Source organism: Streptomyces sp. NPDC055749 (assembly GCF_053617235.1).
The window spans coordinates 105,546-129,033 of the sequence record NZ_JBSHFH010000021.1 but is presented as its reverse complement, the minus strand read 5'-3'; the positions used below and the strand labels follow the sequence as shown (position 1 = coordinate 129,033).

Sequence of the window (23,488 nt, the reverse complement as noted above, 5' to 3'; positions counted from 1 at the left end):
ATTTCGGACCCGGCGGGCGCAGCCCCTCGGCGTTTCCCGGCTAGTACGAGAGCCCGTAGCCGACCGGGTGGAGCACCTTCGTCGGGTCGTCCGCGCGCTGGACGGGCACCGGCAGCTTGCCCTCCGGCCGGACGACGCCCGCGATCACCCGTACCGCTGCCCGCAGTTCGACATCCGTCCAGGAGTACGTGGCGAGACTCGCCGCGTATCCGGTCCCGGCCAGCCGGGCGATGTCGTACGGGTTGCGGATGGCGACGGCGATCACCGGGACGCCGGTCGCCGCGAGCGCGCTGACGAGCGTGCGCTGCGAGCTGGTCGTCGAGACGTTGTACGTCCCCACGACCACCGCGTCCTTGCCCTGCGCCGCGGCCACCGCCTCGGCGATCTTCGCCTGGGTGGGGGCCGTGCCCGTGGACAGGGCGGTCGCCGTGTACCCGAGCTCGTTGAAGGCCGCGGCGATCGTGCCCGTCGGCGGCCCCGTCGTGCCGGACGGCGAGGCCGGATCGGCGCCGACCACCAGGAGATTCCGGTGGGAGCGGCGCGAAAGCGGCAGCAGCGAACCGGAGTTGGCGAGCAGCGTGGTGGTGTGCTCGGCGATCCGGTCGGCGGCGGCGAGATGGGACGGGATGCCGACGACCGTGTCCACGCCCCTGCGGCTCACGAACGGGTCGCGGAAGAGCCCGAGCTTCGCCTTCAGCCGCAGGATACGCAGGATCGATTCCTCGATCCGGGCCTCGCTGATCTCACCGCTCTTCACGGCAGCCAGGACGGCGTTCCAGGCGACGGAGAGGTTCGGCGGGTTCAGCAGCTGGTCGACGCCCGCCTGGAGCGCGAGCACGGGCACGCGGTCGTCGCCGTACTTCGTCCGCACGCCCTCCATGTTCAGCGCGTCGGTGACCACGACGCCGTCGTAGCCCAGCTCCTCGCGCAGGACCCCGGTGAGGATCGGGTGCGAGAGCGTCGCCGGGTCCTCCGAGGCGTCCAGCGCGGGGACCACGATGTGCGCGGTCATGATCGAGTCGATGCCCGCGGCGATCGCCGCCCGGAACGGCGGGGCGTCCAGCTCGGCCCACTGCTCCCGTGTGTGGTGGATGTACGGAATCCCGGTGTGGCTGTCGGTGTTGGTGTCGCCGTGGCCGGGGAAGTGCTTGGCGGTGGCGGCGATTCCGGCGCTCTGATACCCCTTCACCTGGGCGGCGACGAGGCCGGCCACCGACTGCGGGTCGGAGCCGAAGGAACGTACGCCGATCACCGGGTTGGCCGGGTTTACGTTGACGTCGGCGTCCGGCGCGTAGTTCTGCCTGATGCCGATGGCGGCCAGTTCGGCGCCCGCGATCCGGCCCGCGAGCCGGGCGTCGGAGAGGGAGCCGCCCGCACCCAGCGCCATCGCGCCGGGCATCAGCGTGGCGGGTTCGCCGACCCGGCAGACGATGCCGTGCTCCTGGTCGGTGGAGATCAGGAGCGGTACGGGGGTGCGGCCCGCGAGCCCGGCACGCTGGATGCCGTTGGAGAGCTCGGCGATCTGGTGCGGGTCACGGGTGTTGTGCGCCCAGGCGAAGTAGATGATCCCGCCGACGTGGTACGTGGAGATCAGCTCGGCCGCCGTGCGCACCCCGATCTCGGTGAGGTTGGCGTCGATGTCGGCCTGGTCCGGCTCCGTGGCGGAGTGTCCGTACACCCGCATCACGAAGAGCTGGCCGACTTTCTCCTCCAGGCTCATTCCGGAGACGATCCGTCGCAGGCGGTCGTGCGTGGAGGCGCTGACGGACTCCTCGGCGGCGGCGCCGGGGGCGACGACGCCTGTCGCTGCGGCTGCGGTGGCGACCGCGGCGGCGGTGAGAAGAGCGCGTCGGGAGGTGCGGTGGTGCACGTGAGCTCCTTCCGGTACTGAAAGAAACTTCCAAGACTGTACGGATATCCGGAAAGTAACTACCAGGTCAAGGGGACGGCCCGAGAAAGGGCTCACCGTGCCGCGAAGTCACCGTCTTGTCCTCAATCTCCGGACGGGCTCGATCTCGGGACGGGCTCAGTCTCCGGACGGGCTCGATTCTCCGGGCGGGCTCGAAAGCAGCCCCACCGCCGCCCCGCGCAAGCGCAGCGCGTCCACCGCCGCCCTGATCGCGGGCCGCCGCGCGGCCTCCGTACGCCACAGCGCGTACAGCCGCCGCACCGGTACGGGATCGAGCCGCACCTCCACCACGCTCGCCGGCAGCGGCCCCCGCCCAAGCCGGGGGACCATCGCGACCCCGAGCCCGGCGGCGACCAGGGCCAGCTGGGTGTGGCTCTCCTCCGCCTGGTGCCTGATGTCCGGCTCGTACCCCGCGGCGCGCAGCGTCCGTACGAGCCAGTCGTGGCAGACGGTCCCCGGCGGCTGGCAGATCCACCGTTCCTTGGCCAGCTCCGCGCGCCGCACCGCCTCGCGCCCGGCCAGCGGATGGCCCTCCGGCACCAGCAGATCGCACCGGTCGTTGCCGATCAACGCCTGCGCGACCCCTTCCGGGGCGGGCAGCGGGGCGATGTCCCAGTCGTGCGCGACCGCCAGATCGATCACGCCCCTGGCGACCAGATCGACCGAGAGATGCGGATCGACCTCGGTGAGCCGGGCCTCCAGGGCCGGATGCTCCCGGTCCAGCTCCGCCAGTACGCCCGGCAGCAGGCCGCGCGCCGCCGAGGCGAACGCCCCGATCGACAGACGCCCCGTGGGCCGCCCCCTGCGCTCTTCGAGCGTCGTCTCGGCCTGCTCGACGATGGCCAGCAACTGCTGGGCGGTGGAGGCCAGATGAAGCGCCTCCTCGGTCAGCGCGACACCCCGCCCGCGCCGTTCGAGCAGCGTCGTCCTGGTCTCCCGCTCCAGCTTCGTGATCTGCTGGGAGACCGCCGACGGGGTGTAGCCGAGCGCGGCCGCGGCGCCCGCCACGGAACCGTGGACGGAGATCGCGTGCAGGGCGCGCAGCCGGGAGAGATCGAGCACCGGAACCTCGCAGGCCGAAGGGAAGCGTTAGCAACGCTCAATTGCACCATGAAGAAATCCGCCCTGGTGCTACATGGTCCCTGCACGTGATGCTCTGAGCATGCGCCCCCTCCACATCGCCCTCGCCGTGCTGGTCGCCGCCGTCTGGGGTGTGAACTTCGTCGTCATCGAGATCGGCCTGGACCACTTCCCGCCGCTGCTCTTCTCCGCCCTGCGCTTCCTCGTCGCCGCCCTGCCCGCGGTGTTCCTCGTCGGGCGGCCCAAGGTCGCCTGGAAGTGGATCATCGGCGTCGGTCTGGCGCTCGGAGTGGCGAAGTTCGGGCTGCTCTTCATCGGCATGGACCAGGGGATGCCCGCCGGACTCTCCTCGCTCGTCCTCCAGGTCCAGGCGGTCTTCACGGCGCTCTTCGCGGCCCTGGCTCTGGGTGAACGGCCGGGCGGAGTCAGGGTGTTGGGCATGGGTGTGGCGCTCGCCGGTATCGGGGTGGCCGCGGTCGACCAAGGGGCGAGCGGCCCCGTGCTCGCGTTCGTCCTGGTGATCGCGGCGGCGGCCTGCTGGGGTGTGTCGAACGTGCTGACCCGCAAGGCCGCGCCGTCCGACCCCGTCAACTTCGTGGTGTGGATCTCGGTCGTGCCCGTACTGCCGCTGCTCGCCCTCTCCCTGCTCTTCGAGGGCTGGGACCGAGACGCCGAGGCGCTGGCCGCCCTCGACTGGACGGGCGTCGCGATCATCGTCTACGTCGCCTGGATCGTCACCATCTTCGCCTTCGGGGCCTGGGGCTTCCTCCTGCGCCACTACCCGGCCTCGTCCGTCGCCCCGTTCACCCTGCTCGTGCCGGTCTTCGGGATGTCATCGGCCGCGCTGCTGCTGGACGAGTCGATGAGCCCGCTGCGGTGGTGCGCGGCGGCCCTGCTGGTCGGCGGGGTGGCGCTGACCTCCCTGCCGGGAGTACGCCGCCCACGCCCGGTGCCGCCCGCACCGTCGGAGGCGCCGGCGGTGCGCGTCTGACTACTGCTTCGGCGCCCCCAGCCGCAACAGGTGCTCGCGCCCCGCGGCCAGCAGCCCCGGCAGCTCCGCGGCGTCCGGGTGCCAGCGCTTCTCGTACTCCCAGCAGACCCAGCTGTCCGCGTCCAGGGTGTCCAGGCACGCCTTGAGCGGCAGTACGCCCGCGCCCAGCGGCAGCGGTTCGATGTCGTCCGCCGATGCCACGTCCTTCACCTGTACGTAGCCCATGTGCGGGGCAAGAACCGCATGGCTGGCGACCGGTTCCTCGCCCGCAAGCCAGGTGTGCATGATGTCCCACAGCGCGCCGATACTGCCGTGCCCGACGGTCGCCACCACCCGGGCCGTGTCGACACCCGCCCGGTGCGAGTCGTGGGTCTCCAGCAGGATGCGTACGCCCATGTCGGCGGCATGCGGAGCGGCGGCGCCGAGCCGGCGGGCGGCAGCCGCGTCGGCAGCCGCGGGGTCCTGGTCGCCGCCGCCGGGGAACACCCGGACGTTCCGCGCCCCCAGATCCCTTGCCAGTTCGGCCAGTTGGGCGAGCTCGGCGATCACGGGCTCGTCGGCGCCCTCGGCCGCCACCCGTACGTATCCGGCGAGGGTCAGGATCTCCACCCCGCCGCTCTTGAACTCCTGCACCACCTCGGCGCGTTCGGCGGGCGAGAGGCCCAGGTGGACCGGCTCCTCCGGGTGGGTGCGCAGCTCCACCCCCTGGTAGCCGTGGCCGGCGGCGAGCCGCACGACGTCGGCGATGGGCATCCCCGGGACTCCGAGGGTCGAGAAGGCGAGCTTCACGTGCGTGGTCCTTTCCATCGGTCCGTGTACGGCTGTCCAGGGCTCGGAGGCGGAAACCTCGGCCTTTGGTCCAGTCGGACACCGCGGCCTTCGGTCCACCCGGAGGCTTCGGTCTTCAGACCGCCCGCGGCGGAGCGGTCGACCCCCGCACCATCAGCTCGGCGGCGATCGTCGCGATGCCGCCCGGCGGCGGGGTCTCCTTGCCCATCGCCAGCCTGCCCGCCCGCGCCCCCGCCTCGAACAGCGGCAGCCGTACGGTCGTCAGCGCGGGGACCGCGTCCACCGAGAACGGCAGATCGTCGAAACCGGCCACCGAGACGTCCTGCGGAATGCGCAGTCCCTGGTCACGGACAGCAGCCCCGGCACCCAGTGCCACGGTGTCGTTGGCGGCGACGATGGCCGTCACATCCGGTGCGCGGCGCAGGAGTTCGAGCGTGGCCTCGTAGCCGGAGCGGCGGTCGTACGGGCCGTGGACGGTGAGCCGTTCCTCGTCGGGGTGCTTGCCGGCGTCGCCCCCGTCCCCGTACAGCCCCGCCGACCGCATCGCCTCGCGGTGGCCCTCCAGACGGTGGCGGGTGGTCGTGCGCTCGCGGGGCCCCGCGACGTAGCCGATCCGCCGGTGGCCGAGAGAGATCAGGTGCTCGGTGAGCCGCCGGCCGCCGCCCCGGTTGTCGAAGGCCAGGGAGGCGGCGACCGCGTCGCTGCCCGGGAGCGGGGGCCGCCCGCAGAAGACGATCCGGGTGCCCGCGTCCGCCATCCTGGCCAGTTTCGCGGACATCGCGGCCTGGTGGGCCGGGTCCTCCAGCGCGCCGCCGGTCAGGACAACGGCCGCCGCGCGCTGGCGCTGGAGCAGGGTGAGATAGGTGAGTTCGCGTTCGGGGGAGCCGCCCGTGTTGCAGACGACGGCCAGCTTCTCGCCGCCCGCACGGCCCGAACCGTCGCCCGGCCCGCCGATCTCGGTCTGGGCCGCCCCCGCCATGATCCCGAAGAACGGGTCGGCGATGTCGTTGACCAGGATGCCGACGAGATCCGATGTGGCCGCGGCGAGCGAGCTCGCCGGGCCGTTGAGCACGTAATCCAGGTCGTCCACCGCGCGCAGGACCCGCTCACGCGTCGACGCGGCGACCGGGTAGTTGCCGTTCAGGACGCGGGAGACGGTGGCCGGGGACACCCGGGCGCGAGCCGCCACATCCGCAAGTGTGACTGTCATCGCTTTCCTCCGAGGAGTAATCAAGGCGCCCCCTCTTGTCCGGTGCGCTGTCGGCAGGCTAGCGTCATACCGCATAGAAAGCGCTTGCTACGGCTGTATGGAGGGAACTTTCGTGACACGCAGGACAGTGCGCATCGCCATGAACGGCGTCACGGGTCGCATGGGATACCGGCAGCACCTGGTGCGCTCGATCCTCGCGATCCGCGAGCAGGGCGGCCTCGACCTCGGCAACGGCGAGGTGCTGTGGCCCGAACCCGTGCTCGTCGGCCGCAGGGCCCACGCCCTGGAGGAGCTCGCCGCCCAGCACGGTCTGACCGAGTGGTCGACCGACCTGGACGCGGTGCTCGCCGACGACACCATCGACATCTACTTCGACGCCCAGGTCACATCGGCCCGTGTCGAAGCGATCAAGAAGGCCATCGCGGCCGGCAAGCACATCTACACCGAGAAGCCCTCCGCCACGGACGTCGAAGGCGCCCTGGAGCTGGCCCGCCTCGCCCGTGACGCCGGGATCAAGCACGGCGTCGTCCAGGACAAGATCTTCCTGCCGGGTCTGCTGAAGCTGAAGCGCCTCATCGACGGCGGCTTCTTCGGCGAGATCCTCTCCGTGCGCGGCGAGTTCGGCTACTGGGTCTTCGAAGGCGACTGGCAGGACGCCCAGCGCCCCTCCTGGAACTACCGTTCCGAGGACGGCGGCGGCATCGTCGTCGACATGTTCCCGCACTGGGAGTACGTACTGCACGAGCTGTTCGGCCAGGTCACCACCGTCCAGGCGCACGTCCAGACGCACATCCCGCAGCGCTGGGACGAGCAGGGCAAGCCGTACGCGGCCACCGCCGACGACGCCGCATACGGCATCTTCCAGCTGGCGGGCGGCGCGGTCGCCCAGATCAACTCCTCCTGGACGGTCCGCGTCAACCGCGACGAGCTCGTCGAGTTCCAGGTGGACGGCACCCACGGCTCCGCCGTCGCCGGGCTGCGCAACTGCCGCGTCCAACACCGCTCGGCCACCCCGAAGCCGGTCTGGAACCCCGACCTCCCCGTCACCGAGGCGTTCCGCGACCAGTGGCAGGAAGTCCCCGACAACGCCGTCTTCGACAACGGCTTCAAGGCCCAGTGGGAGCTGTTCCTGCGCCACATCGTGCTCGACGAGCCGTACACCTGGGACCTGATGGCCGGTGCGCGCGGCGTCCAGCTCGCCGAGCTCGGCCTCAAGTCCTCCGCCGAGGGCAGGCGTTTCGACGTGCCGGAGCTGACGCTGTGACGATCCACCTTCCGCAGGGCCCGTACGAACCCCGGGCCACCCCGCTCGACCTCGCCCCGGGCAAGGCCGCGCTCACCTCCCGTACGGTCTTCTCCGCCGCCCACGTCGTCGCCGACCCGTACGCCGACATCAGCCCGGACGCACCGGCGGCCGTCGACTGGGACGCCACCCTCGCCTTCCGCCGCCACCTCTGGTCGCACGGTCTCGGGGTCGCCGAGGCCATGGACACCGCGCAGCGCGGCATGGGCCTGGACTGGGCGGGCGCGGCCGAACTGATCCGCCGCTCGTCCGCCGAGGCGAAGGCGGTCGGCGGCCGGATCGCCTGCGGAGTGGGCACCGACCAGCTCACCGGCCCCGCGACGCTTCCCGAGGTGCGCGCCGCGTACGAGGAGCAGCTCGCCCTCGTGGAGGAGAGCGGCGCCCAGGCCATCCTGATGGCCTCGCGCGCGCTCGCAGCGACGGCGAAGGGCCCGGAGGACTACCTGGAGACGTACGCACACCTCCTGCGCCAGGCCACGGAACCGGTCGTCCTGCACTGGCTCGGCCCGATGTTCGATCCGGCGCTGGAGGGTTACTGGGGGAGCGCCGACCTCGACGCCGCCACCGACACCTTCCTGAAGGTCATCGCGGAACACCCCGACAAGGTCGACGGCATCAAGATCTCGCTCCTGGACGCCGAGCGCGAGATCGATGTCCGGCGCCGTCTTCCCGGCGGGGTGCGCTGCTACACCGGCGACGACTTCAACTACCCCGAACTGATCGCGGGCGACGAACGCGGCTTCAGCCACGCCCTGCTCGGCATCTTCGACCCCCTGGGCCCGCTGGCCGCGCACGCGGTACGGGTCCTGGACACGGGCGACACGAAGGGCTTCCGCGAACTCCTGGACCCCACGGTCGAGTTGTCCCGGCACCTCTTCCGGACGCCGACCCGCTTCTACAAGACGGGTGTCGTCTTCCTGGCTTGGCTGGCCGGACACCAGGAGCACTTCACGATGGTCGGCGGCCTCCAGTCCGCGCGCTCGTTGCCGCACCTGGCGAAGGCATACGAACTCGCCGACGGGCTGGGCCTGTTCCCCGATCCGGAGCTGGCCGAAACCCGGATGCGCGCACTGCTGACGGTCCACGGAGGTTCCCGATGAACGACCCCACCCTCACCCGGCTGAGCATCAACCAGGAGACCATCAAGCAGTGGTCCCTGCCCGAGCTGGCCGAGGGCTGCGTCAAGGCGGGCATCGACAAGGTCGGGCTGTGGCGGGCGCCGGTCCAGGAGTACGGGGTCGAGCGCACCGCCCGCCTGCTGGGCGACGCGGGCCTCTCCGTCACCAGCCTCTGCCGGGGCGGCTTCTTCACCGCACTCGACCCGGCCGAACGCGCCCGGGCCCTGGACGACAACCGCGCGGCGGTGGACGAGGCGGCCGGCCTCTCCACCGACACGCTGGTCCTGGTCTCCGGCGGACTCCCGCCGGGCAGCCGCGACCTGTACGGCGCCCGCGAACGCATCGCGGACGCCCTGGCCGAGCTGGCGCCGTACGCGGCGGAGCGCGGCGTACGCCTGGCCATCGAACCGCTGCACCCGATGTTCGCCTCGGACCGCTGCGTCGTCTCCACGCTGTCCCAGGCCCTGGACATCGCGGAGCGCTTCCCCGCGGAGCAGGTCGGGGTGGTCGTCGACACGTACCACGTCTGGTGGGACGACCAGGCGCCCGCACAGATCGCCCGTGCGGGGGCGGGCGGACGCATCCATTCCTTCCAGCTCGCGGACTGGATCACTCCCCTTCCGGCGGGCGTCCTGCTGGGCCGTGGCCAACTGGGCGAGGGCAGCGTGGACTTCCGCGCCTTCAGGCGCCTGGTCGAGGCCGAGGGCTTCACCGGACCGATCGAGGTGGAGATCTTCAACGAGTCCCTGTGGGCCCGCGACGGCGCCGAGGTCCTCGCCGAAGTGGCCGCCCGCTACCTGGAACATGCCTGCTGAGAACCCTGGGAGAGCTCTGGGAACGATCAAAGGTAAAGAGATCGTAAAGGGATGCAACCTTTACGTACCCTGCCCGGTCGTACTCAGCGTCGGGACTTCCGGGGAGGGGTCCGGGGGGACGGGAATTCCCGACGGGAGGGGAAAGCGAGGGGGGTCCGGCCGCGAGGCCGGGCCCCATTCCGCTTTCCGGGCCGGCCGCATCGCCCTCGCCGTCGTGCACGTGCTCGACGCGTAGGTCATGCACGACTGGGAGCGGGGAAGCAGAGCTCACCCGGCATCCTCGGCATCCGGGAGGTCCACCAGCTCGCGGTACTCGGTCTTGCCTGCCTCGGCCTCTGCGACGGAATCCGCGAGGTGGCGTGCGTTGGCGGGGGAGCGCAGCAGGTAGCTCGTTTCCTGCCACGAAGTGACGTCCTCCTCGGACATGAGCACCGCATTTCCCTTGTCGGAGGTGATGTGCAAAGGCGTGTGATCCTTGTTGATCTCTTCGATCAGCCGGCAGAGGTGCTTCCGGGTTTCACCGGCCGTTATCGACATGACGGACCTCTCCTGTCGTCTCACCTGCCTACCGATACCGCTCATCGTGCCAGTCAAGGTGTGGGGCGCGGGCACACGTTGTCAGCCCCGCCCGATAACGTCGGTTCATGTCCAACACGGCCGTCCTCGAAGGGGTCCTGGAGCGGATCACCTACGCCAACGAGGAGAACGGGTACACGGTCGCACGCGTCGACACCGGACGCGGCAACGACCTCCTCACGGTGGTCGGTGCGCTGCTCGGTGCGCAGCCCGGTGAGTCCCTGCGGATGGAGGGGCGTTGGGGCTCGCATCCGCAGTTCGGCAAGCAGTTCACCGTCGAGAACTACACGACGATCCTCCCCGCCACCATCCAGGGCATCCGCCGCTACCTCGGCTCGGGGCTGATCAAGGGCATCGGCCCCGTCATGGCCGACCGGATCACCACACACTTCGGCGTCGACACCCTCGACATCATCGAGCAGCAGCCGAAGCGCCTCGTGGAGGTGCCCGGTCTCGGTCCGAAGCGGACGAAGATGATCGCGGCGGCCTGGGAGGAACAGAAGGCGATCAAGGAGGTCATGATCTTCCTCCAGAGCGTCGGAGTCTCCACCTCCATCGCCGTCCGTATCTACAAGAAGTACGAGGACGCGTCGATCTCCGTCGTGAAGAACCAGCCCTACCGGCTGGCCGCGGACGTCTGGGGCATCGGCTTCCTCACCGCCGACAAGATCGCCCAGGCCGTCGGCATCCCGCACGACAGCCCGGAGCGGGTCAAGGCCGGTCTGCAGTACGCACTGTCGCAGTCCTCCGACCAGGGCCACTGCTACCTCCCCGAGGAGCGGCTGATCGCCGACGGGGTGAAGCTGCTCCAGGTCGATACGGGCCTGGTCATCGAGTGCCTTGCCGAACTGGCCGAAGACCCCGAGGGTGTCGTACGGGAGAAGGTGCCGTCCCCCGAGGGAGGGGGCGGGGAGCCGGTCACCGCCGTCTATCTGGTGCCCTTCCACCGCGCGGAGATCTCCCTCGCCGCACAGGTGCGGCGGCTGCTGGGTACGCCGGAGGACCGGATGCCGGCCTTCAGGGACGTGGACTGGGACAAGGCCCTCGGCTGGCTCGCCACGCGTACGGGGGCGACGCTGGCGCCCGAGCAGGAGGCCGCGGTCCGGCTCGCGCTCAGCCGGAAGGTCGCCGTGCTCACCGGAGGGCCCGGCTGCGGCAAGTCCTTCACCGTCCGCTCCATCGTCGAACTGGCCCGCGCGAAACAGGCGAAGGTCGTCCTGGCCGCGCCCACCGGACGGGCCGCCAAGCGGCTCTCCGAGCTCACCGGGGCCGAGGCGTCCACCGTGCACCGGCTGCTCGAACTGAAGCCGGGCGGGGACGCGGCGTACGACAGGGACCGTCCGCTGGACGCCGATCTCGTCGTCGTCGACGAGGCGTCCATGCTCGATCTGCTGCTCGCCAACAAGCTCGTCAAGGCCGTGGCACCCGGTGCCCACCTCCTGCTGGTGGGTGACGTCGACCAGCTTCCCTCCGTCGGCGCCGGGGAGGTCCTGCGCGACCTGCTCGCCGAGGGCGGCCCGGTCCCCGCCGTCAGGCTGACGACCATCTTCCGCCAGGCCCAGCAGTCCGGAGTCGTCACCAACGCCCACCGCATCAACGAGGGCGTCCCGCCGCTCACCGAGGGCCTGGCCGACTTCTTCCTCTTCGTCGAGGACGAGACCGAGCAGGCGGGCCTGCTCGCGGTGGACGTCGCGGCCCGCCGTATCCCCGCGAAGTTCGGCCTCGACCCCCGCCGGGACGTGCAGGTGCTCGCACCCATGCACCGCGGCCCGGCCGGCGCAGGCGCGCTCAACGGGCTGCTCCAGCAGGTCATCACCCCGGCCCGCCCCGACCTGCCCGAGAAGCGTTCCGGCGGCCGGGTCTTCCGCGTCGGCGACAAGGTCACCCAGATCCGCAACAACTACGACAAGGGCGCCAACGGCGTCTTCAACGGCACGGTCGGCGTGGTCACCGCCCTCGACATGGACGAGCAGAAGCTGACCGTCCGCACCGACGAGGACGAGGAGGTGCCGTACGACTTCGACGAGCTCGACGAACTGGCCCACGCCTACGCCATGACCATCCACCGCTCCCAGGGCAGCGAGTACCCGGCGGTCGTCATCCCGGTCACCACCAGCGCCTGGATGATGCTCCAGCGCAACCTGCTCTACACGGCCGTGACGCGCGCCAAGAAGCTTGTCGTACTTGTCGGGTCACGCAAGGCGATAGGCCAGGCGGTACGCACGGTTTCCGCAGGCAGACGCTGTACGGGACTGGATTTTCGGCTCCGCGCAGGGGCGGGCGGAGACTTCGCACAAAAATGATCGATCAAATCGGTGGGAAACATCACTGAGCCCTTCCGGAACCAGGGGCAAGGGGGCAGGATGAGTAAGTTCGCGGCACTCAGTGCCGCGATTAGGTCCAATGGACGACCCCGAGTGCACTCTCCTGAGCCAAATGGGGGAGGGTGGAAGACAGTCAGGGCACCTCGAAGAAGAGGCACTACGTCGGTGAGGGATGACGTGAGCGACAACTCTGTAGTACTGCGGTACGGCGATGACGAGTACACCTACCCGGTGATCGACAGCACCGTCGGCGACAAGGGCTTCGACATCGGGAAGCTCCGGGCCAATACCGGCCTGGTGACGCTGGACAGCGGATACGGCAACACCGCCGCGTATAAATCGGCCATCACCTATCTCGACGGTGAGCAGGGCATCCTGCGGTACCGGGGCTACCCGATCGAGCAGCTGGCGGAGGAGTCGACCTTCCTTGAGGTCGCCTACACGCTGATCAACGGTGAGCTTCCCAAGGCCGACGAGCTGTCGGACTTCAAGAACGAGATCACCCAGCACACGCTGCTGCACGAGGACGTCAAGCGGTTCTTCGACGGCTTCCCGCGCGACGCGCACCCGATGGCGATGCTGTCCTCGGTCGTCAGCGCGCTGTCCACGTTCTACCAGGACAGCCACAACCCGTTCGACGAGGAGCAGCGCCACCTCTCGACGATCCGGCTGCTGGCCAAGCTCCCGACGATCGCGGCGTACGCGTACAAGAAGTCGATCGGTCACCCGTTCGTCTACCCGCGCAACGACCTCGGCTACGTCGAGAACTTCCTGCGCATGACGTTCTCGGTCCCGGCCCAGGAGTACGTGCCGGACCCGGTCGTCGTCTCGGCGCTGGAGAAGCTGCTCATCCTGCACGCGGACCACGAGCAGAACTGTTCGACCTCCACCGTGCGCCTGGTCGGCTCCTCGCAGGCGAACATGTTCGCCTCGATCTCCGCCGGTATCTCGGCGCTGTGGGGCCCCCTGCACGGTGGCGCCAACCAGTCGGTCCTGGAGATGCTGGAAGGCATCCAGGCCAACGGCGGCGATGTCGACTCCTTCATCCAGAAGGTGAAGAACAAGGAGGACGGCGTCCGCCTGATGGGCTTCGGCCACCGGGTGTACAAGTCCTTCGACCCGCGCGCCAAGATTATTAAGGCCGCGGCCCACGACGTGCTGTCCTCGCTCGGCAAGTCCGACGAGCTGCTGGACATCGCGCTCAAGCTGGAGGAGCACGCGCTCTCCGACGAGTACTTCGTCTCGCGCAACCTCTACCCCAACGTGGACTTCTACACCGGCCTGATCTACCGGGCCATGGGCTTCCCGAGCGAGATGTTCACCGTGCTCTTCGCGATCGGACGGCTGCCGGGCTGGATCGCGCAGTGGCACGAGATGATCAAGGAGCCGGGATCGCGCATCGGCCGCCCGCGCCAGATCTACACCGGCGAGGTCCTGCGCGACTTCGTCCCGGTCGAGGGTCGCTGACCCCTACCGGCCCTCCGCAGAGCTTTCGGTACGACCGACTCTGCCGCACCTGGCCCTCGGGCCGTCTGCCTTCGCCCCGCGTACCGCGCTTTCGCACAGAGCGCGGTGTCCGGGGCGATTCGGCGTTCCGGGCCTTGTCGTGTCCGGCGGGAGAAAGCGAGAAGCGCCCCGCCGCCGATCCCCCCACGGGTCGACGTACAGGGCGCTTCCCTTGTCCCGGGACGGATTCCCCCCACGGGATCCGGCCGGGCGTCTGTGCGGAGCCGAGGCTCCGGGTGCTGCGCCGGTCGTACTTATTCAGTTGGATGCGGCTTGGCGTTCCGCCGGGGTACGTACGGGAGGGCCGCTCAAAGCTCCCCGGTGCACGTGCCCCGGCCAACGCTAGCCAGGAGCGTCCCCCAAGACACTCCGTCGGACGTCCCCCAAGACGTCCTTGGCATCGCACTCTAAGACTCGCGAACCCCTCAGATGGTTACCCTAAAAGCAGTGTGATCTAGATCTCTTTGTGGAAATTACGTGAAGGAGCGCAACCGGAGGCTGTTCGTCACGACGAAGACGGACGAAAAAGCCATGGCGGCGCCCGCGATCATGGGGTTGAGCAGGCCGAATGCGGCAAGGGGCAGAGCGGCCACGTTGTAGCCGAACGCCCAGAAGAGGTTGCCCCTGATGGTCGCGAGGGTACTGCGGGAGAGCCGGATGGCATCGGCGGCAACCTTGAGATCTCCACGAACGAGAGTCAGGTCGCTCGCCTCGATCGCGGCGTCCGTGCCGGTGCCCATCGCCAGGCCGAGGTCGGCGGTGGCGAGCGCGGCCGCGTCGTTGACGCCGTCGCCGACCATGGCGACGGTCCGGCCCTCGGCCTGGAGCCGCCGGATCACGTCCACCTTCTCCTCGGGGAGCACTTCCGCGTACACCTCGTCGATCCCGGTCGCGCGGGCGACGGAATCCGCCACGGCCCGGTTGTCCCCGGTCAGGAGGACGGGGCGCAGGCCCAGGGCGCGCAGTTTGGTGACGGCCGCCGCGCTGCTGTCCTTGATCGCGTCGGCGACTTCGAGGACCGCCCGTGCCTCGCCGTCCCAGGCGACCGCGATCGCCGTACGGCCCTGCTGCGCCGCTTCCGTCATGGCGGCGGCCAACGGCCGGGGGAGGGCGATCCCGGCCTCTGTGAGCAGCTTCGGACGCCCGACCAGCACCTGATGTCCGTCGACGGTGCCCTGGACGCCGAGGCCGGGGATGTTGGCGAAGTCCTCGGGGGTGGGGAGGGTGCCCACCTTTGCGGTGGCGCCCGCGGCGACGGCCTGGGCGATGGGGTGTTCGGAGGAGTGCTCCAGGGCGCCCGCGATCCGCAGGACGTCCGCTTCGGTGGTCCTGTCGGCGGTGTGGACGTCGAGGAGCGCCATGCGGCCTGTGGTGACGGTGCCGGTCTTGTCGAGGACGATCGTGTCGACGCGGCGGGTGGTCTCCAGGACCTCCGGTCCCTTGATCAGGATGCCGAGCTGGGCGCCCCGCCCCGTACCGACCATGAGGGCGGTAGGAGTGGCGAGGCCCAGGGCGCAGGGGCAGGCGATGATCAGCACGGAGACGGCGGCCGTGAACGCCGCGGTGGCGTCGTCCGTGATCAGGAGCCAGGTGACCAGCGTGCCCAGGGCGATCAGGAGCACCACGGGGACGAAGACCGCCGAGATCCGGTCGGCGAGACGCTGCACCGCGGCCTTGCCGTTCTGGGCGTCCTCGACGAGCTTGGCCATCCGGGCGAGCTGGGTGTCGGAGCCGACGCGCGTGGCCTCGACGACGAGCCGGCCGGAGACGTTCACGGTGGCTCCGGTGACCGGGTCGCCCGCGGTCACGTCGACCGGGACCGACTCACCGGTCAGCAGCGCGGCGTCCACGGCGGACACGCCGTCGACGACGGTGCCGTCGGTGGCGATCTTCTCGCCAGGGCGGACCACGAAGCGGTCCCCGACCACGAGCCGGGCGACCGGGACGCGTACCTCCGTACCGTCCCTGATCACCGTGACGTCCTTGGCGCCGAGATGCATCAGCGCGCGCAGCGCCGAACCCGCCTTCCGCTTGGAGCGCGCCTCCAGGTAGCGGCCCAGCAGGATGAAGGTGATGACGCCCGACGCGACCTCCAGGTAGATCGTCGAGGCGGCGTCGGCGCGGGAGACGGTGAGGTCGAAGCCGTGCCGCATGCCGGGCATGCCGGCGTCCCCGAGGAACAGGGCCCACAGCGACCAGCCGAACGCCGCGAGGGTGCCGATCGAGACGAGGGTGTCCATCGTCGCGGCGCCGTGCTTCGCGTTCGTCCAGGTCGCGCGGTGGAAGGGCAGCCCGCCCCAGACGACCACGGGGGCGGCGAGGGTGAGGGAGAGCCACTGCCAGTTGTCGAACTGGAGGGCCGGGACCATGGCGAGCAGCACGACGGGGAGGGAGAGCGCGGCCGAGACGAGGAGGCGCTGCCGGAGCGCGGCCAGGGAGTCGGGTGCTCCGGCGTCTGCGATTTCTGTGGCGCCTTCGACTGCTCCGGCGTCTCCGGCCGCGTTGGGCTCCGGTGCGGCCGACGGTGGTGGGGCCGGGGCGGGGCGGGGTACGGGGCGGGCGGTGTAGCCGGTCTTCTCGACCACGGCGACGAGGTCCGCCACCTCCGTCCCCTCGCCGAAGGAGACGTGGGCCTTCTCGGTCGCGTAGTTGACGGTGGCGGTGACGCCGTCCATCCGGTTGAGCTTCTTCTCGACGCGGGCCGCACACGAGGCGCAGGTCATCCCGCCGATCGTGAGCTCGGTCTCGGAGGATTCCGCAGCCGGGACCTCGGCTGTTGTGGTGCTGGCCATGTCCGAAACTCCTGGGGAACGCAGATCGGGCCGTACCCCACCAGTATCTGCTGGTGGGTCCGGCCCGACGGCATCGTGCGGTGGTGCGGTGATGCGGGGAGACGCGTGGAGTCTCTCTCAGGCGGCGGCGCGGCCGATGAGCTCGTAGCCCGCCTCGTCGACCGCGGCGCGCACCGCGGCCTCGTCCAGCGGTGCCTGGGAGTCCACGGTCACCAGGCCGGTGGCGGCGACCGCCTTCACGGAGGTGACCCCCTCGATTCCGGAGATCTCCTCGGAGACGGCACCTTCGCAGTGACCGCAGGTCATGCCCTTCACCTCGTACACCGTGGTGGTAGCGCCCACCTGGATGTCGGTCGCGCCGTCGTGGCAGGAACCGGTCGGCGAGCAGCAGGAGCCGGTGGTGGCCTGGGGGGTCTCGGTCTCGGCGGTCATGGCGTTCTCCTCTTCGGCAAACACGGGTGGGCGTGATGCGCGGGAGCCCCGGCCGAGCCGGTGCGCCCTCACATGACCCACACTATACCCCTAGGGGGTATAAATGCGAGCCTCGGGTCCTTGCCGCCGGCCTCGCGCCAGTGACCGCAGCCAGAACAGGGCGATCAGTGTGATCACCACGATGCCGCCCACCGAGAACAGGGTGAACAGGTGCTGCTGCTCGTCGGTGGACTTCGGGATGTAGCCCTCGGAGAAGAGCGCGCGGCTCAGTCCGGTGTCGGCCATCCGGGCCACCAGCCAGATGGCGATTCCAGCACGGCGACGCTCAGGTAGGTGCCGATGACCGGGGCTGCGAGGTGGAAGTGGCCGTTGGGCCTACGGAAGGAGAGCAGGACGCCGCCCGCGATGGGCGTCCACAGGCCGTGGATGTGGGGGTAGCGGCGGAGTACGAACATCAGCGCCGCGAGCTTCACCGCCTCCTCGATCAGCCCGACTCCGAGGAACATCCATACGGAGGGGTGCAGGAGGTAGAACTCCATGACGGAGGCGCCGAGCACGCCCAGGATTCCACCCGTCAGGAAGCAGCCGAGGATGAGGCCGACGCCGAGGTCGCGGCCGTGGCGCTCGTAGGCCCGCAGGACGAAGACTGCGGGGACCAGGAAGCTGCCGAGCGGGATGAGCGTCGGCAGCAGGGTGGTGCGGATGGGGCCTCTGGGGGCTGGGGGGACCGGGTCGGCTGAGGTGTCTCCGGGGAATCTGAAGCGATCCAGTTCGCGCGAGCTCCCGTTGCATGACTCCTTAGGGTGCCCAAATCGTATGCTTCATGCCTTTGTCGGGCATCTGGAGCTGTCAGGCGTGTGGGGCCTGACCGAGTGTTGAATCGCCGACCAGCGGGTCCAGGTAGCGGAACAGGATCGTTTTCAGTTCCTCGATGTACGCCTCCCGCTCGGCGCCCTCGTGACTCATGATCAGGTCGAGCCCGGCCGTGAAGATGGCGAAGGACATGCTCGCGATGCGGCTGACCTGGTCGGCGGGGATGTCGGTGAGGTAGCCGGCCAGGATCGTCTCGACGCGGGCGAGCATCGCGGCGTGGACGCTGTCGTGTTCCTGGGTGATCGTGCCGGGGATCTCGGAACCGTGCATCAGGACGGTGAACGCCGGGTTCTCGCAGTTGAAGGCGATCAGCGGGTCGACGATGGCGTCGAGCATCCGGTCGAGCGGGAGCTCGATGTGACTGGGCACGAAGGCGGCGCCGTAGGTCTCCTGCCAGCGGCCGAGCAGCCGGTCGCCGAGCTCGATGGCGATGGCTTCCTTGTTCGGGAAGAACTGGTAGAGCGTGCCCGGCGAGACGCCTGCCGCGCGGGCGATGGCGTTGGTGCTGGCGGCGGTGTAGCCGCTGCTGGAGAAGACGCCGGCGGCGGCTTCGAGGAGCTGGGCGATACGGGCTTCGCCACGGGCCTGGCGGCGGCGCGGGGCCTTCGTGCCGCGTGCGGCCTCGTCGGCCGGTGTGGGCTCGATGCCTTTTGCGGATCCGGCATCCGACACGGTCTATCCCCAGCTCTCATGGTGCGGTTGACAAACACGAGCGACGACTCGCATTCTATGAAAACGCGAGCGATGACTCGTGTTTGCCAGTGTAAGTGGCAACGACCGACCCATGCTGCCCTGTGCTGCCCGGGTCTCGGTGAAGGGGACACCGCACCATGTCCGAAGTCAACAGTCCGACGCGCGTTCCGGCGCGCGTCGGCGGCTGGACCCGCTTCGTCACCGCGCGGCCACGGTTCGCGCTGCTCGCCGCGCTGGTGATCACGGCTCTCGCCGTGTTCGCGGGCAGCGGGGTGGGTGACCGGATGGGCAGCGGTGGCTGGGAGTCGCCCGATGCCGAGTCGACGTACACAACCGAGGTGCTGGAGCGTGAGTTCCCCGCCTCCCAGCCCAATCTGCTGCTGCTGATCGACAGCGGGAGCGCCTCCGTGGACGATCCGGCGGTGGCCGCAGAGGCGGCCGGGCTCGCCGAGCAGCTGGCCGCCGAGGACGGGATCACGGGCGTCGGTTCGTACTGGCTGACCAAGTCGCCCGCGCTGCGCTCCGAGGACGGACACGAGGCGATCATCGCCGCCCGGATCGAGGGCGACGAGAAGACCGCGGGCCAGATCCTCGACCGGATGGCTCCGGCGTTCCAAGGGGAGCGCGGTCCGGTGGAGGTTTCCGTCGGCGGTCCCGTCGCCGTGCGGCACGAGATGCAGAAGATCATCCAGGAGGACCTGCTGCGGGCCGAACTCATCGCCCTGCCGGTGACGCTGGTGCTGCTGGTCATGGTCTTCGGCAGCGCGATCGCCGCTCTGCTGCCCCTCGGCGTCGGGATCGTGGCGATCCTCGGCACCAACGCCGTCCTGCGCGGCATCACCGAATTCACCGATGTGTCGGTGTTCGCGCAGAACCTCACCACGGCGCTCGGGCTCGGTCTCGCCATCGACTACGCCCTGTTCATCGTGCGCCGGTTCCGCGAGGAGCTCGCCGCGGGCGCGGACCCACGGACGGCGGTGGGCGCAACTCTGCGCACGGCGGGGCGCACGGTGCTCTTCTCCGCGCTGACGGTGGCGGTGTCACTCGCGGCAATGCTGGTCTTCCCCCAGTACTTCCTGCGCTCCTTCGCCTACGCGGGGATCGCCGTGGTGCTGCTGGCCGCCGCTGCCGCGCTGATCCTGCTGCCGGCCGCCCTGATGCTGCTCGGCCCGCGGGTCAATTCCCTGGACCTGCGCAGGCTGCTGCGCCGCAGCTCGGACGGTTCGGGCAAGGGCGCGGACACGGGCAAGGGCTGGGCGCGGCTTGCCGCACTGGTGATGCGGAGGGCTCCCCTCTTCGCGGGAGTCACCACGGTCGGTCTCGTCCTGCTCGGCCTGCCCTTCCTCGGGGTGAAGTTCGGTACGGCGGACGACCGCCAACTGCCCCCGACGGCCGAGTCCCGGATCGTGCAGGAGCACATACGGGAGGGCTTCCCGGGCAGCCCCGGCGGCGGCCTGGAACTGCTCGCGGACGGGGACGCGACCCCCGCGCAGTACGCCGCACTGCGCAGCGACATCGCCGGACTCCCCGGTGTGCTGCGGGTCGACGGCCCGGTCACCTCCGGTTCGTACGCGTACTTCAGCGTGCTGCCCGAGGGGGAGACGGTGGGAGAAGGGGCTCAGCGGCTCGTCGGCGACCTCCGGGCGCTGCCCGCACCCTTCGACACATCGGTGACCGGCACGGCGGCCGTCCTCGTCGACTCGAAGGACGCCATAGCGGACCGGCTGCCGTGGGCGCTGGGCATCATCGTCGTGGCGACGCTGCTGCTCGTCTTCCTGCTCACCGGCAGCGTGCTGATTCCGCTCCAGGCGGTCGTGCTGAACGCACTCAGCCTGACAGCGATGTTCGGTGCGGTGGTCTGGGTCTTCCAGGACGGGAATCTGTCGGGGCTGCTCTCCTTCACCAGTACCGGCGATATCGAAACGACCCTGCCCGTGCTGATGTTCTGTGTCGCCTTCGGGCTCTCCATGGACTACGGCGTGTTCCTGATCTCCCGCATCAAGGAGGAGTACGACCGCGGCGGGGACCATGAGCACGCGGTGACGTTCGGACTGCGCCACACCGGCGGGCTGATCACCGCAGCCGCGGTGATCCTCGCGGTGGTGATGGTCGCGATCGGGACCTCGCGGGTGACCAACACCAAGATGCTGGGGCTGGGAATCGCGCTGGCCGTGCTGATGGACGCCATGGTCGTACGCAGCCTGCTGGTGCCCTCGGTGATGAAGCTGATGGGCCGCGCCACCTGGTGGGCGCCGGGACCGCTGCGGAGGTTCCACCAGCGGTTCGGTGTGAGCGAGGGCGAATCGGCGCCCGCGCCCCTTCCCTCCGGTGCTCCGGCCGGGGCCGGGAGGGCGAGCCGGCCCGCGTCCTCCCCGGGAGCTGCGACGGAGACGTACGCGGATGCGGATGCGGATGCGGATGCGGACGGGATATCCGAGTCCGGTGAGGAGCGGGACAAGATCAGCAGCGGGGCGTAGATTCGGCGCCTCCGAGCGGCGGACGAGGCGAAGGGCGGAACCGATGCGGGCAGTTGTGTTCGAGAAGTTCGGGCAGGAGGCCCGGCTCCGGGACGTGCCCGATCCGGCGCCCACCGCCGGAGGTGTGGTGGTCCGGGTCGAAGCCACCGGTCTGTGCCGCAGCGACTGGCACGGCTGGATGGGCCACGACCCGGACATCACCCTCCCGCACGTGCCCGGCCATGAGCTGGCCGGAGTGGTCGAGGCGACGGGCGCCGGCGTCGTCAACTGGCGCCCGGGCGACCGGGTGACGGTGCCCTTCATCTGCGCCTGCGGCAGGTGCGGGGCCTGCGCGGCCGGGGCGCAGCAGGTCTGCGAACGGCAGACCCAGCCCGGGTTCACGCACTGGGGCTCCTTCGCCGAGTACGTGGCGCTCGAGCAGGCGGATGTGAATCTGGTGGCCCTGCCCGAGGGGCTTTCGTTCGCCACGGCGGCCGGACTCGGCTGCCGGTTCGCCACCGCGTTCCGGGCCGTCGTCGGACAGGGCCGGGTGGCGCCGGGGGAGTGGGTCGCCGTGCACGGCTGCGGAGGGGTCGGTCTGTCGGCCGTGATGATCGCGGTGGCCTGCGGGGCGAGGGTCGTGGCGGTCGACGTATCGCCACGCGCCCTGGAGCTGGCGCGGACCTTCGGCGCGGCGGAGTGCGTGGATGCCTCGGCGTATCCGGGGGGTGCGGACGAAGCGGTGCGTGAACTCACGGGTGGCGGTGCGCATCTGTCGATCGACGCGCTCGGCTCGCCGGTCACCTGCGCCGCCTCGGTACGGAGCCTGCGGAGGCAGGGCCGCCATATACAGGTGGGCCTGCTGCCGTCCGCGACCGGCGACCCGGTCGTGCCCATGGCGCGGGTGATAGGGCTCGAGCTGGAGATCCTCGGCAGCCACGGCATGGCCGCGCACGACTACCGGCCGATGATGGACATGGTGCGGGCCGGCACCCTGCGCCCGGATCTGCTGGTGACCTCCACCATCCCGCTGGACGCGGCACCCGCCGCGCTCGCTGCCATGGGGACGGCGCCCGGGGCGGGTGTGACGATCATCGAGCCGTCACGTACCGGCCTCGCAGTCACCGAACCCTCGGCGAGGTAGCACGACGGCAGAGGCCCCGCACGGCGGCGGAGGGGACCGATCGCCGTACGGGGTGCGGGGCTCGGGGCCCGGGGAGGTTGAGGTCAGTCGCGTCGTCCGCGGTTGCCGGGGCGGGAGGCGACCCAGGCGCGGACCGTGTCCGCGTACCAATAGGGCTTGCCGTTCTCCACGTGGTCGGGAGGCGGCAGCAGGCCGTGCTTGCGATAGGAGCGGATGGTGTCCGGCTGCACCCGGATGTGCGCGGCAATGTCCTTGTAGGACCAGAGACTTCTGTCCGTCATCGGTGACACCTCTCTGTACCGCAGCGGCGGCGGGGGGCCGTCGGGGGATGTGCGGCATGGACGCTGACGATCACTCAGCCTGTGTCCGGTGAACGACGCAGAGTGACGGGCGGGGAGGGATGTCGGGCGCCTGTGACCGAAGACCCGCGTAACGGAGACATGTGTGACGAGGAGGTGACAGCTGTGACAGAACGAGGTCAGTGGGGGCTACGGGGTGCGCCGCAGGAGCGGAGGAACTCGCGGGTGCGGCGGGCGATCGGGAACGGCTTGTCGGGCGGGCAGGGGTACATGTCCTGCTCGACGATCGCGAACATATCGATGTCCAGGGCGCGGGCGGCCTCCAGGACCGGTTCCAGGGCGGGAATCCCGCGCGGCGGCTCGCACATCACCCCGCGGGCCACGGCCGGGCCGAACGGCACCCCGCCGGCGACGACGTCGGCCAGGATCGCCGGATCGACCTGCTTGAGGTGCAGATAGCCGATGCGCTCGCCGTAGGTCTCGATGAGCTTGACGCTGTCCCCGCCGCAGTACGCGTAGTGGCCGGTGTCCAGGCAGAGCGAGACCAGGGCGGGGTCGGTGGCGTCGAGGAACCGGCTGACGTTCTCCTCGCTGTCGATGTGCGTATCGGCGTGCGGGTGCACGACGATCCGCAGCCCGTACCGGTCCTGGACCTCGCGCCCCAGCCGCTCCGTCTGGGTCGTCAGATCGCGCCACTGCGCCGCCGTGAGCGTGCGGTCCTCCAGCACCTCGCCCGTCTTGTCGTCGCGCCAGAACGACGGGATGACCACCAGGTGCTCCGCGCCCATGGCCCGGGTGAGTGCCGCGATGTCGGAGACATGCGCCCAGGTCCGGTCCCAGACGGCGGGGCCGTGGTGCAATCCGGTGAAGACGGTGCCCGCCGAGACCGTGAGCCCACGGCGTTCGGTCTCCTCCGTCAGCCGGGCCGGGTCGACGGGAAGGTAGCCGTACGGTCCGAGTTCGATCCACTCGTAACCGGCCTCGGAGACCTCGTCGAGGAAGCGCTGCCAGGGCACTTGCTGCGGATCGTCGGGGAACCACACCCCCCACGAATCGGGAGCCGAGCCGATACGGATGCGGGCCGGAGAGGGTACGGAGGAGGTCATATCGCCCACCCTCCGGTCCTCGCCGAGGAGTGTCAAGAGTTCGTCCGAATGTCCGGACAAAATGTTGACAGG

The 23,488-nt window shown here is 70.1% G+C and carries 20 protein-coding genes; 8 read left to right on the top strand and 12 right to left on the bottom strand.

Going from position 1 to position 23,488, the window contains the following annotated elements; genetic code table 11:
- Nucleotides 1–40: 40 nt before the first annotated feature.
- Entirely contained in the window at nt 41–1,870 is a 1,830-nt protein-coding gene (locus ACWGO0_RS18355; protein WP_453535420.1) for a glycoside hydrolase family 3 protein, read from the bottom strand.
- Nucleotides 1,871–2,026: 156 nt separating this feature from the next.
- Entirely contained in the window at nt 2,027–2,971 is a 945-nt protein-coding gene (locus ACWGO0_RS18350; RefSeq protein ID WP_453535417.1) for a LysR family transcriptional regulator, read from the bottom strand.
- A gap of 100 nt (nt 2,972–3,071) precedes the next feature.
- Between ACWGO0_RS18350 and ACWGO0_RS18345 the strand changes: the two genes are divergently transcribed.
- Nucleotides 3,072–3,980 carry an EamA family transporter gene (locus ACWGO0_RS18345; RefSeq protein WP_453535414.1) on the top strand — a complete coding sequence of 303 codons (909 nt, stop codon included), beginning with the start codon at nt 3,072–3,074 and terminating at the stop codon, nt 3,978–3,980.
- Here the strand turns inward: ACWGO0_RS18345 and ACWGO0_RS18340 are convergent, their stop codons facing one another.
- Nucleotides 3,981–4,769, bottom strand: a complete 789-nt coding sequence (locus ACWGO0_RS18340) for a sugar phosphate isomerase/epimerase family protein (RefSeq protein ID WP_453535411.1) — start codon at nt 4,767–4,769, stop codon at nt 3,981–3,983.
- A 115-nt stretch (nt 4,770–4,884) separates the two neighbouring features.
- Complete coding sequence (locus ACWGO0_RS18335) at nt 4,885–5,979, bottom strand: LacI family DNA-binding transcriptional regulator (protein WP_453535408.1); 1,095 nt, start codon at nt 5,977–5,979, stop codon at nt 4,885–4,887.
- A gap of 112 nt (nt 5,980–6,091) precedes the next feature.
- On the opposite strand from ACWGO0_RS18335, the gene ACWGO0_RS18330 reads away from it, so the two are divergent.
- The 3 genes from ACWGO0_RS18330 to ACWGO0_RS18320 are packed head-to-tail and all read left to right on the top strand — an operon-like array spanning nt 6,092 to nt 9,215.
- Nucleotides 6,092–7,243 (top strand): Gfo/Idh/MocA family protein, encoded by a 1,152-nt coding sequence (locus tag ACWGO0_RS18330; protein WP_453535405.1) that lies wholly within the window; start codon nt 6,092–6,094, stop codon nt 7,241–7,243.
- Nucleotides 7,240–8,382, top strand: a complete 1,143-nt coding sequence (locus ACWGO0_RS18325) for a dihydrodipicolinate synthase family protein (protein ID WP_453535402.1) — start codon at nt 7,240–7,242, stop codon at nt 8,380–8,382. Before ACWGO0_RS18330 ends, ACWGO0_RS18325 begins: the two co-directional genes overlap by 4 nt.
- Complete coding sequence (locus tag ACWGO0_RS18320; protein WP_453535400.1) at nt 8,379–9,215, top strand: sugar phosphate isomerase/epimerase family protein; 837 nt, start codon at nt 8,379–8,381, stop codon at nt 9,213–9,215. Before ACWGO0_RS18325 ends, ACWGO0_RS18320 begins: the two co-directional genes overlap by 4 nt.
- A 267-nt stretch (nt 9,216–9,482) precedes the next feature.
- Here the strand turns inward: ACWGO0_RS18320 and ACWGO0_RS18315 are convergent, their stop codons facing one another.
- Nucleotides 9,483–9,752, bottom strand: coding sequence for a type II toxin-antitoxin system Phd/YefM family antitoxin (locus ACWGO0_RS18315; RefSeq protein WP_453535397.1), 270 nt, complete (start codon nt 9,750–9,752; stop codon nt 9,483–9,485).
- A 107-nt stretch (nt 9,753–9,859) separates the two neighbouring features.
- Between ACWGO0_RS18315 and recD2 the strand changes: the two genes are divergently transcribed.
- Together recD2 and ACWGO0_RS18305 are read left to right on the top strand one after the other, a co-directional pair.
- Nucleotides 9,860–12,094: an SF1B family DNA helicase RecD2 gene (gene recD2, locus ACWGO0_RS18310; RefSeq protein ID WP_453535394.1), complete on the top strand. Its 2,235-nt coding sequence runs from the start codon at nt 9,860–9,862 to the stop codon at nt 12,092–12,094.
- Between the two features lie 198 nt (nt 12,095–12,292).
- Nucleotides 12,293–13,582 carry a citrate synthase gene (locus ACWGO0_RS18305; RefSeq protein ID WP_453535391.1) on the top strand — a complete coding sequence of 430 codons (1,290 nt, stop codon included), beginning with the start codon at nt 12,293–12,295 and terminating at the stop codon, nt 13,580–13,582.
- 512 nt (nt 13,583–14,094) lie between these two features.
- Here ACWGO0_RS18305 and ACWGO0_RS18300 read toward each other — a convergent pair.
- The 5 genes from ACWGO0_RS18300 to ACWGO0_RS18280 all read right to left on the bottom strand — a co-directional run bounded on the left by ACWGO0_RS18300 (nt 14,095) and on the right by ACWGO0_RS18280 (nt 18,390).
- Nucleotides 14,095–16,413: a heavy metal translocating P-type ATPase gene (locus ACWGO0_RS18300; RefSeq protein ID WP_453535388.1), complete on the bottom strand. Its 2,319-nt coding sequence runs from the start codon at nt 16,411–16,413 to the stop codon at nt 14,095–14,097.
- A 117-nt stretch (nt 16,414–16,530) separates the two neighbouring features.
- Nucleotides 16,531–16,845: a heavy-metal-associated domain-containing protein gene (locus ACWGO0_RS18295; RefSeq protein WP_453535385.1), complete on the bottom strand. Its 315-nt coding sequence runs from the start codon at nt 16,843–16,845 to the stop codon at nt 16,531–16,533.
- A gap of 90 nt (nt 16,846–16,935) precedes the next feature.
- Nucleotides 16,936–17,130: a hypothetical protein gene (locus ACWGO0_RS18290; RefSeq protein ID WP_453535382.1), complete on the bottom strand. Its 195-nt coding sequence runs from the start codon at nt 17,128–17,130 to the stop codon at nt 16,936–16,938.
- A complete protein-coding gene (locus ACWGO0_RS18285) occupies nt 17,112–17,402 on the bottom strand; it encodes a hypothetical protein (protein ID WP_453535379.1) in 291 nt (96 codons plus the stop codon). The genes ACWGO0_RS18290 and ACWGO0_RS18285 overlap by 19 nt, the downstream gene beginning before the upstream one ends.
- 292 nt (nt 17,403–17,694) lie before the next feature.
- Nucleotides 17,695–18,390, bottom strand: a complete 696-nt coding sequence (locus ACWGO0_RS18280; RefSeq protein ID WP_453535377.1) for a TetR family transcriptional regulator — start codon at nt 18,388–18,390, stop codon at nt 17,695–17,697.
- A 158-nt stretch (nt 18,391–18,548) separates the two neighbouring features.
- Here ACWGO0_RS18280 and ACWGO0_RS18275 point away from each other — a divergent pair, with 158 nt between their 5' ends.
- Nucleotides 18,549–20,888 carry an MMPL family transporter gene (locus ACWGO0_RS18275; protein WP_453535375.1) on the top strand — a complete coding sequence of 780 codons (2,340 nt, stop codon included), beginning with the start codon at nt 18,549–18,551 and terminating at the stop codon, nt 20,886–20,888.
- A 43-nt stretch (nt 20,889–20,931) separates the two neighbouring features.
- A complete protein-coding gene (locus ACWGO0_RS18270) occupies nt 20,932–22,011 on the top strand; it encodes a zinc-dependent alcohol dehydrogenase family protein (RefSeq protein ID WP_453535372.1) in 1,080 nt (359 codons plus the stop codon).
- An 83-nt stretch (nt 22,012–22,094) separates the two neighbouring features.
- Here ACWGO0_RS18270 and ACWGO0_RS18265 read toward each other — a convergent pair whose 3' ends face one another.
- Nucleotides 22,095–22,292 (bottom strand): helix-turn-helix transcriptional regulator, encoded by a 198-nt coding sequence (locus ACWGO0_RS18265; protein ID WP_328910246.1) that lies wholly within the window; start codon nt 22,290–22,292, stop codon nt 22,095–22,097.
- 197 nt (nt 22,293–22,489) lie between these two features.
- Nucleotides 22,490–23,416 carry a sugar phosphate isomerase/epimerase family protein gene (locus ACWGO0_RS18260; protein WP_453535368.1) on the bottom strand — a complete coding sequence of 309 codons (927 nt, stop codon included), beginning with the start codon at nt 23,414–23,416 and terminating at the stop codon, nt 22,490–22,492.
- Nucleotides 23,417–23,488: the final 72 nt, after the last annotated feature.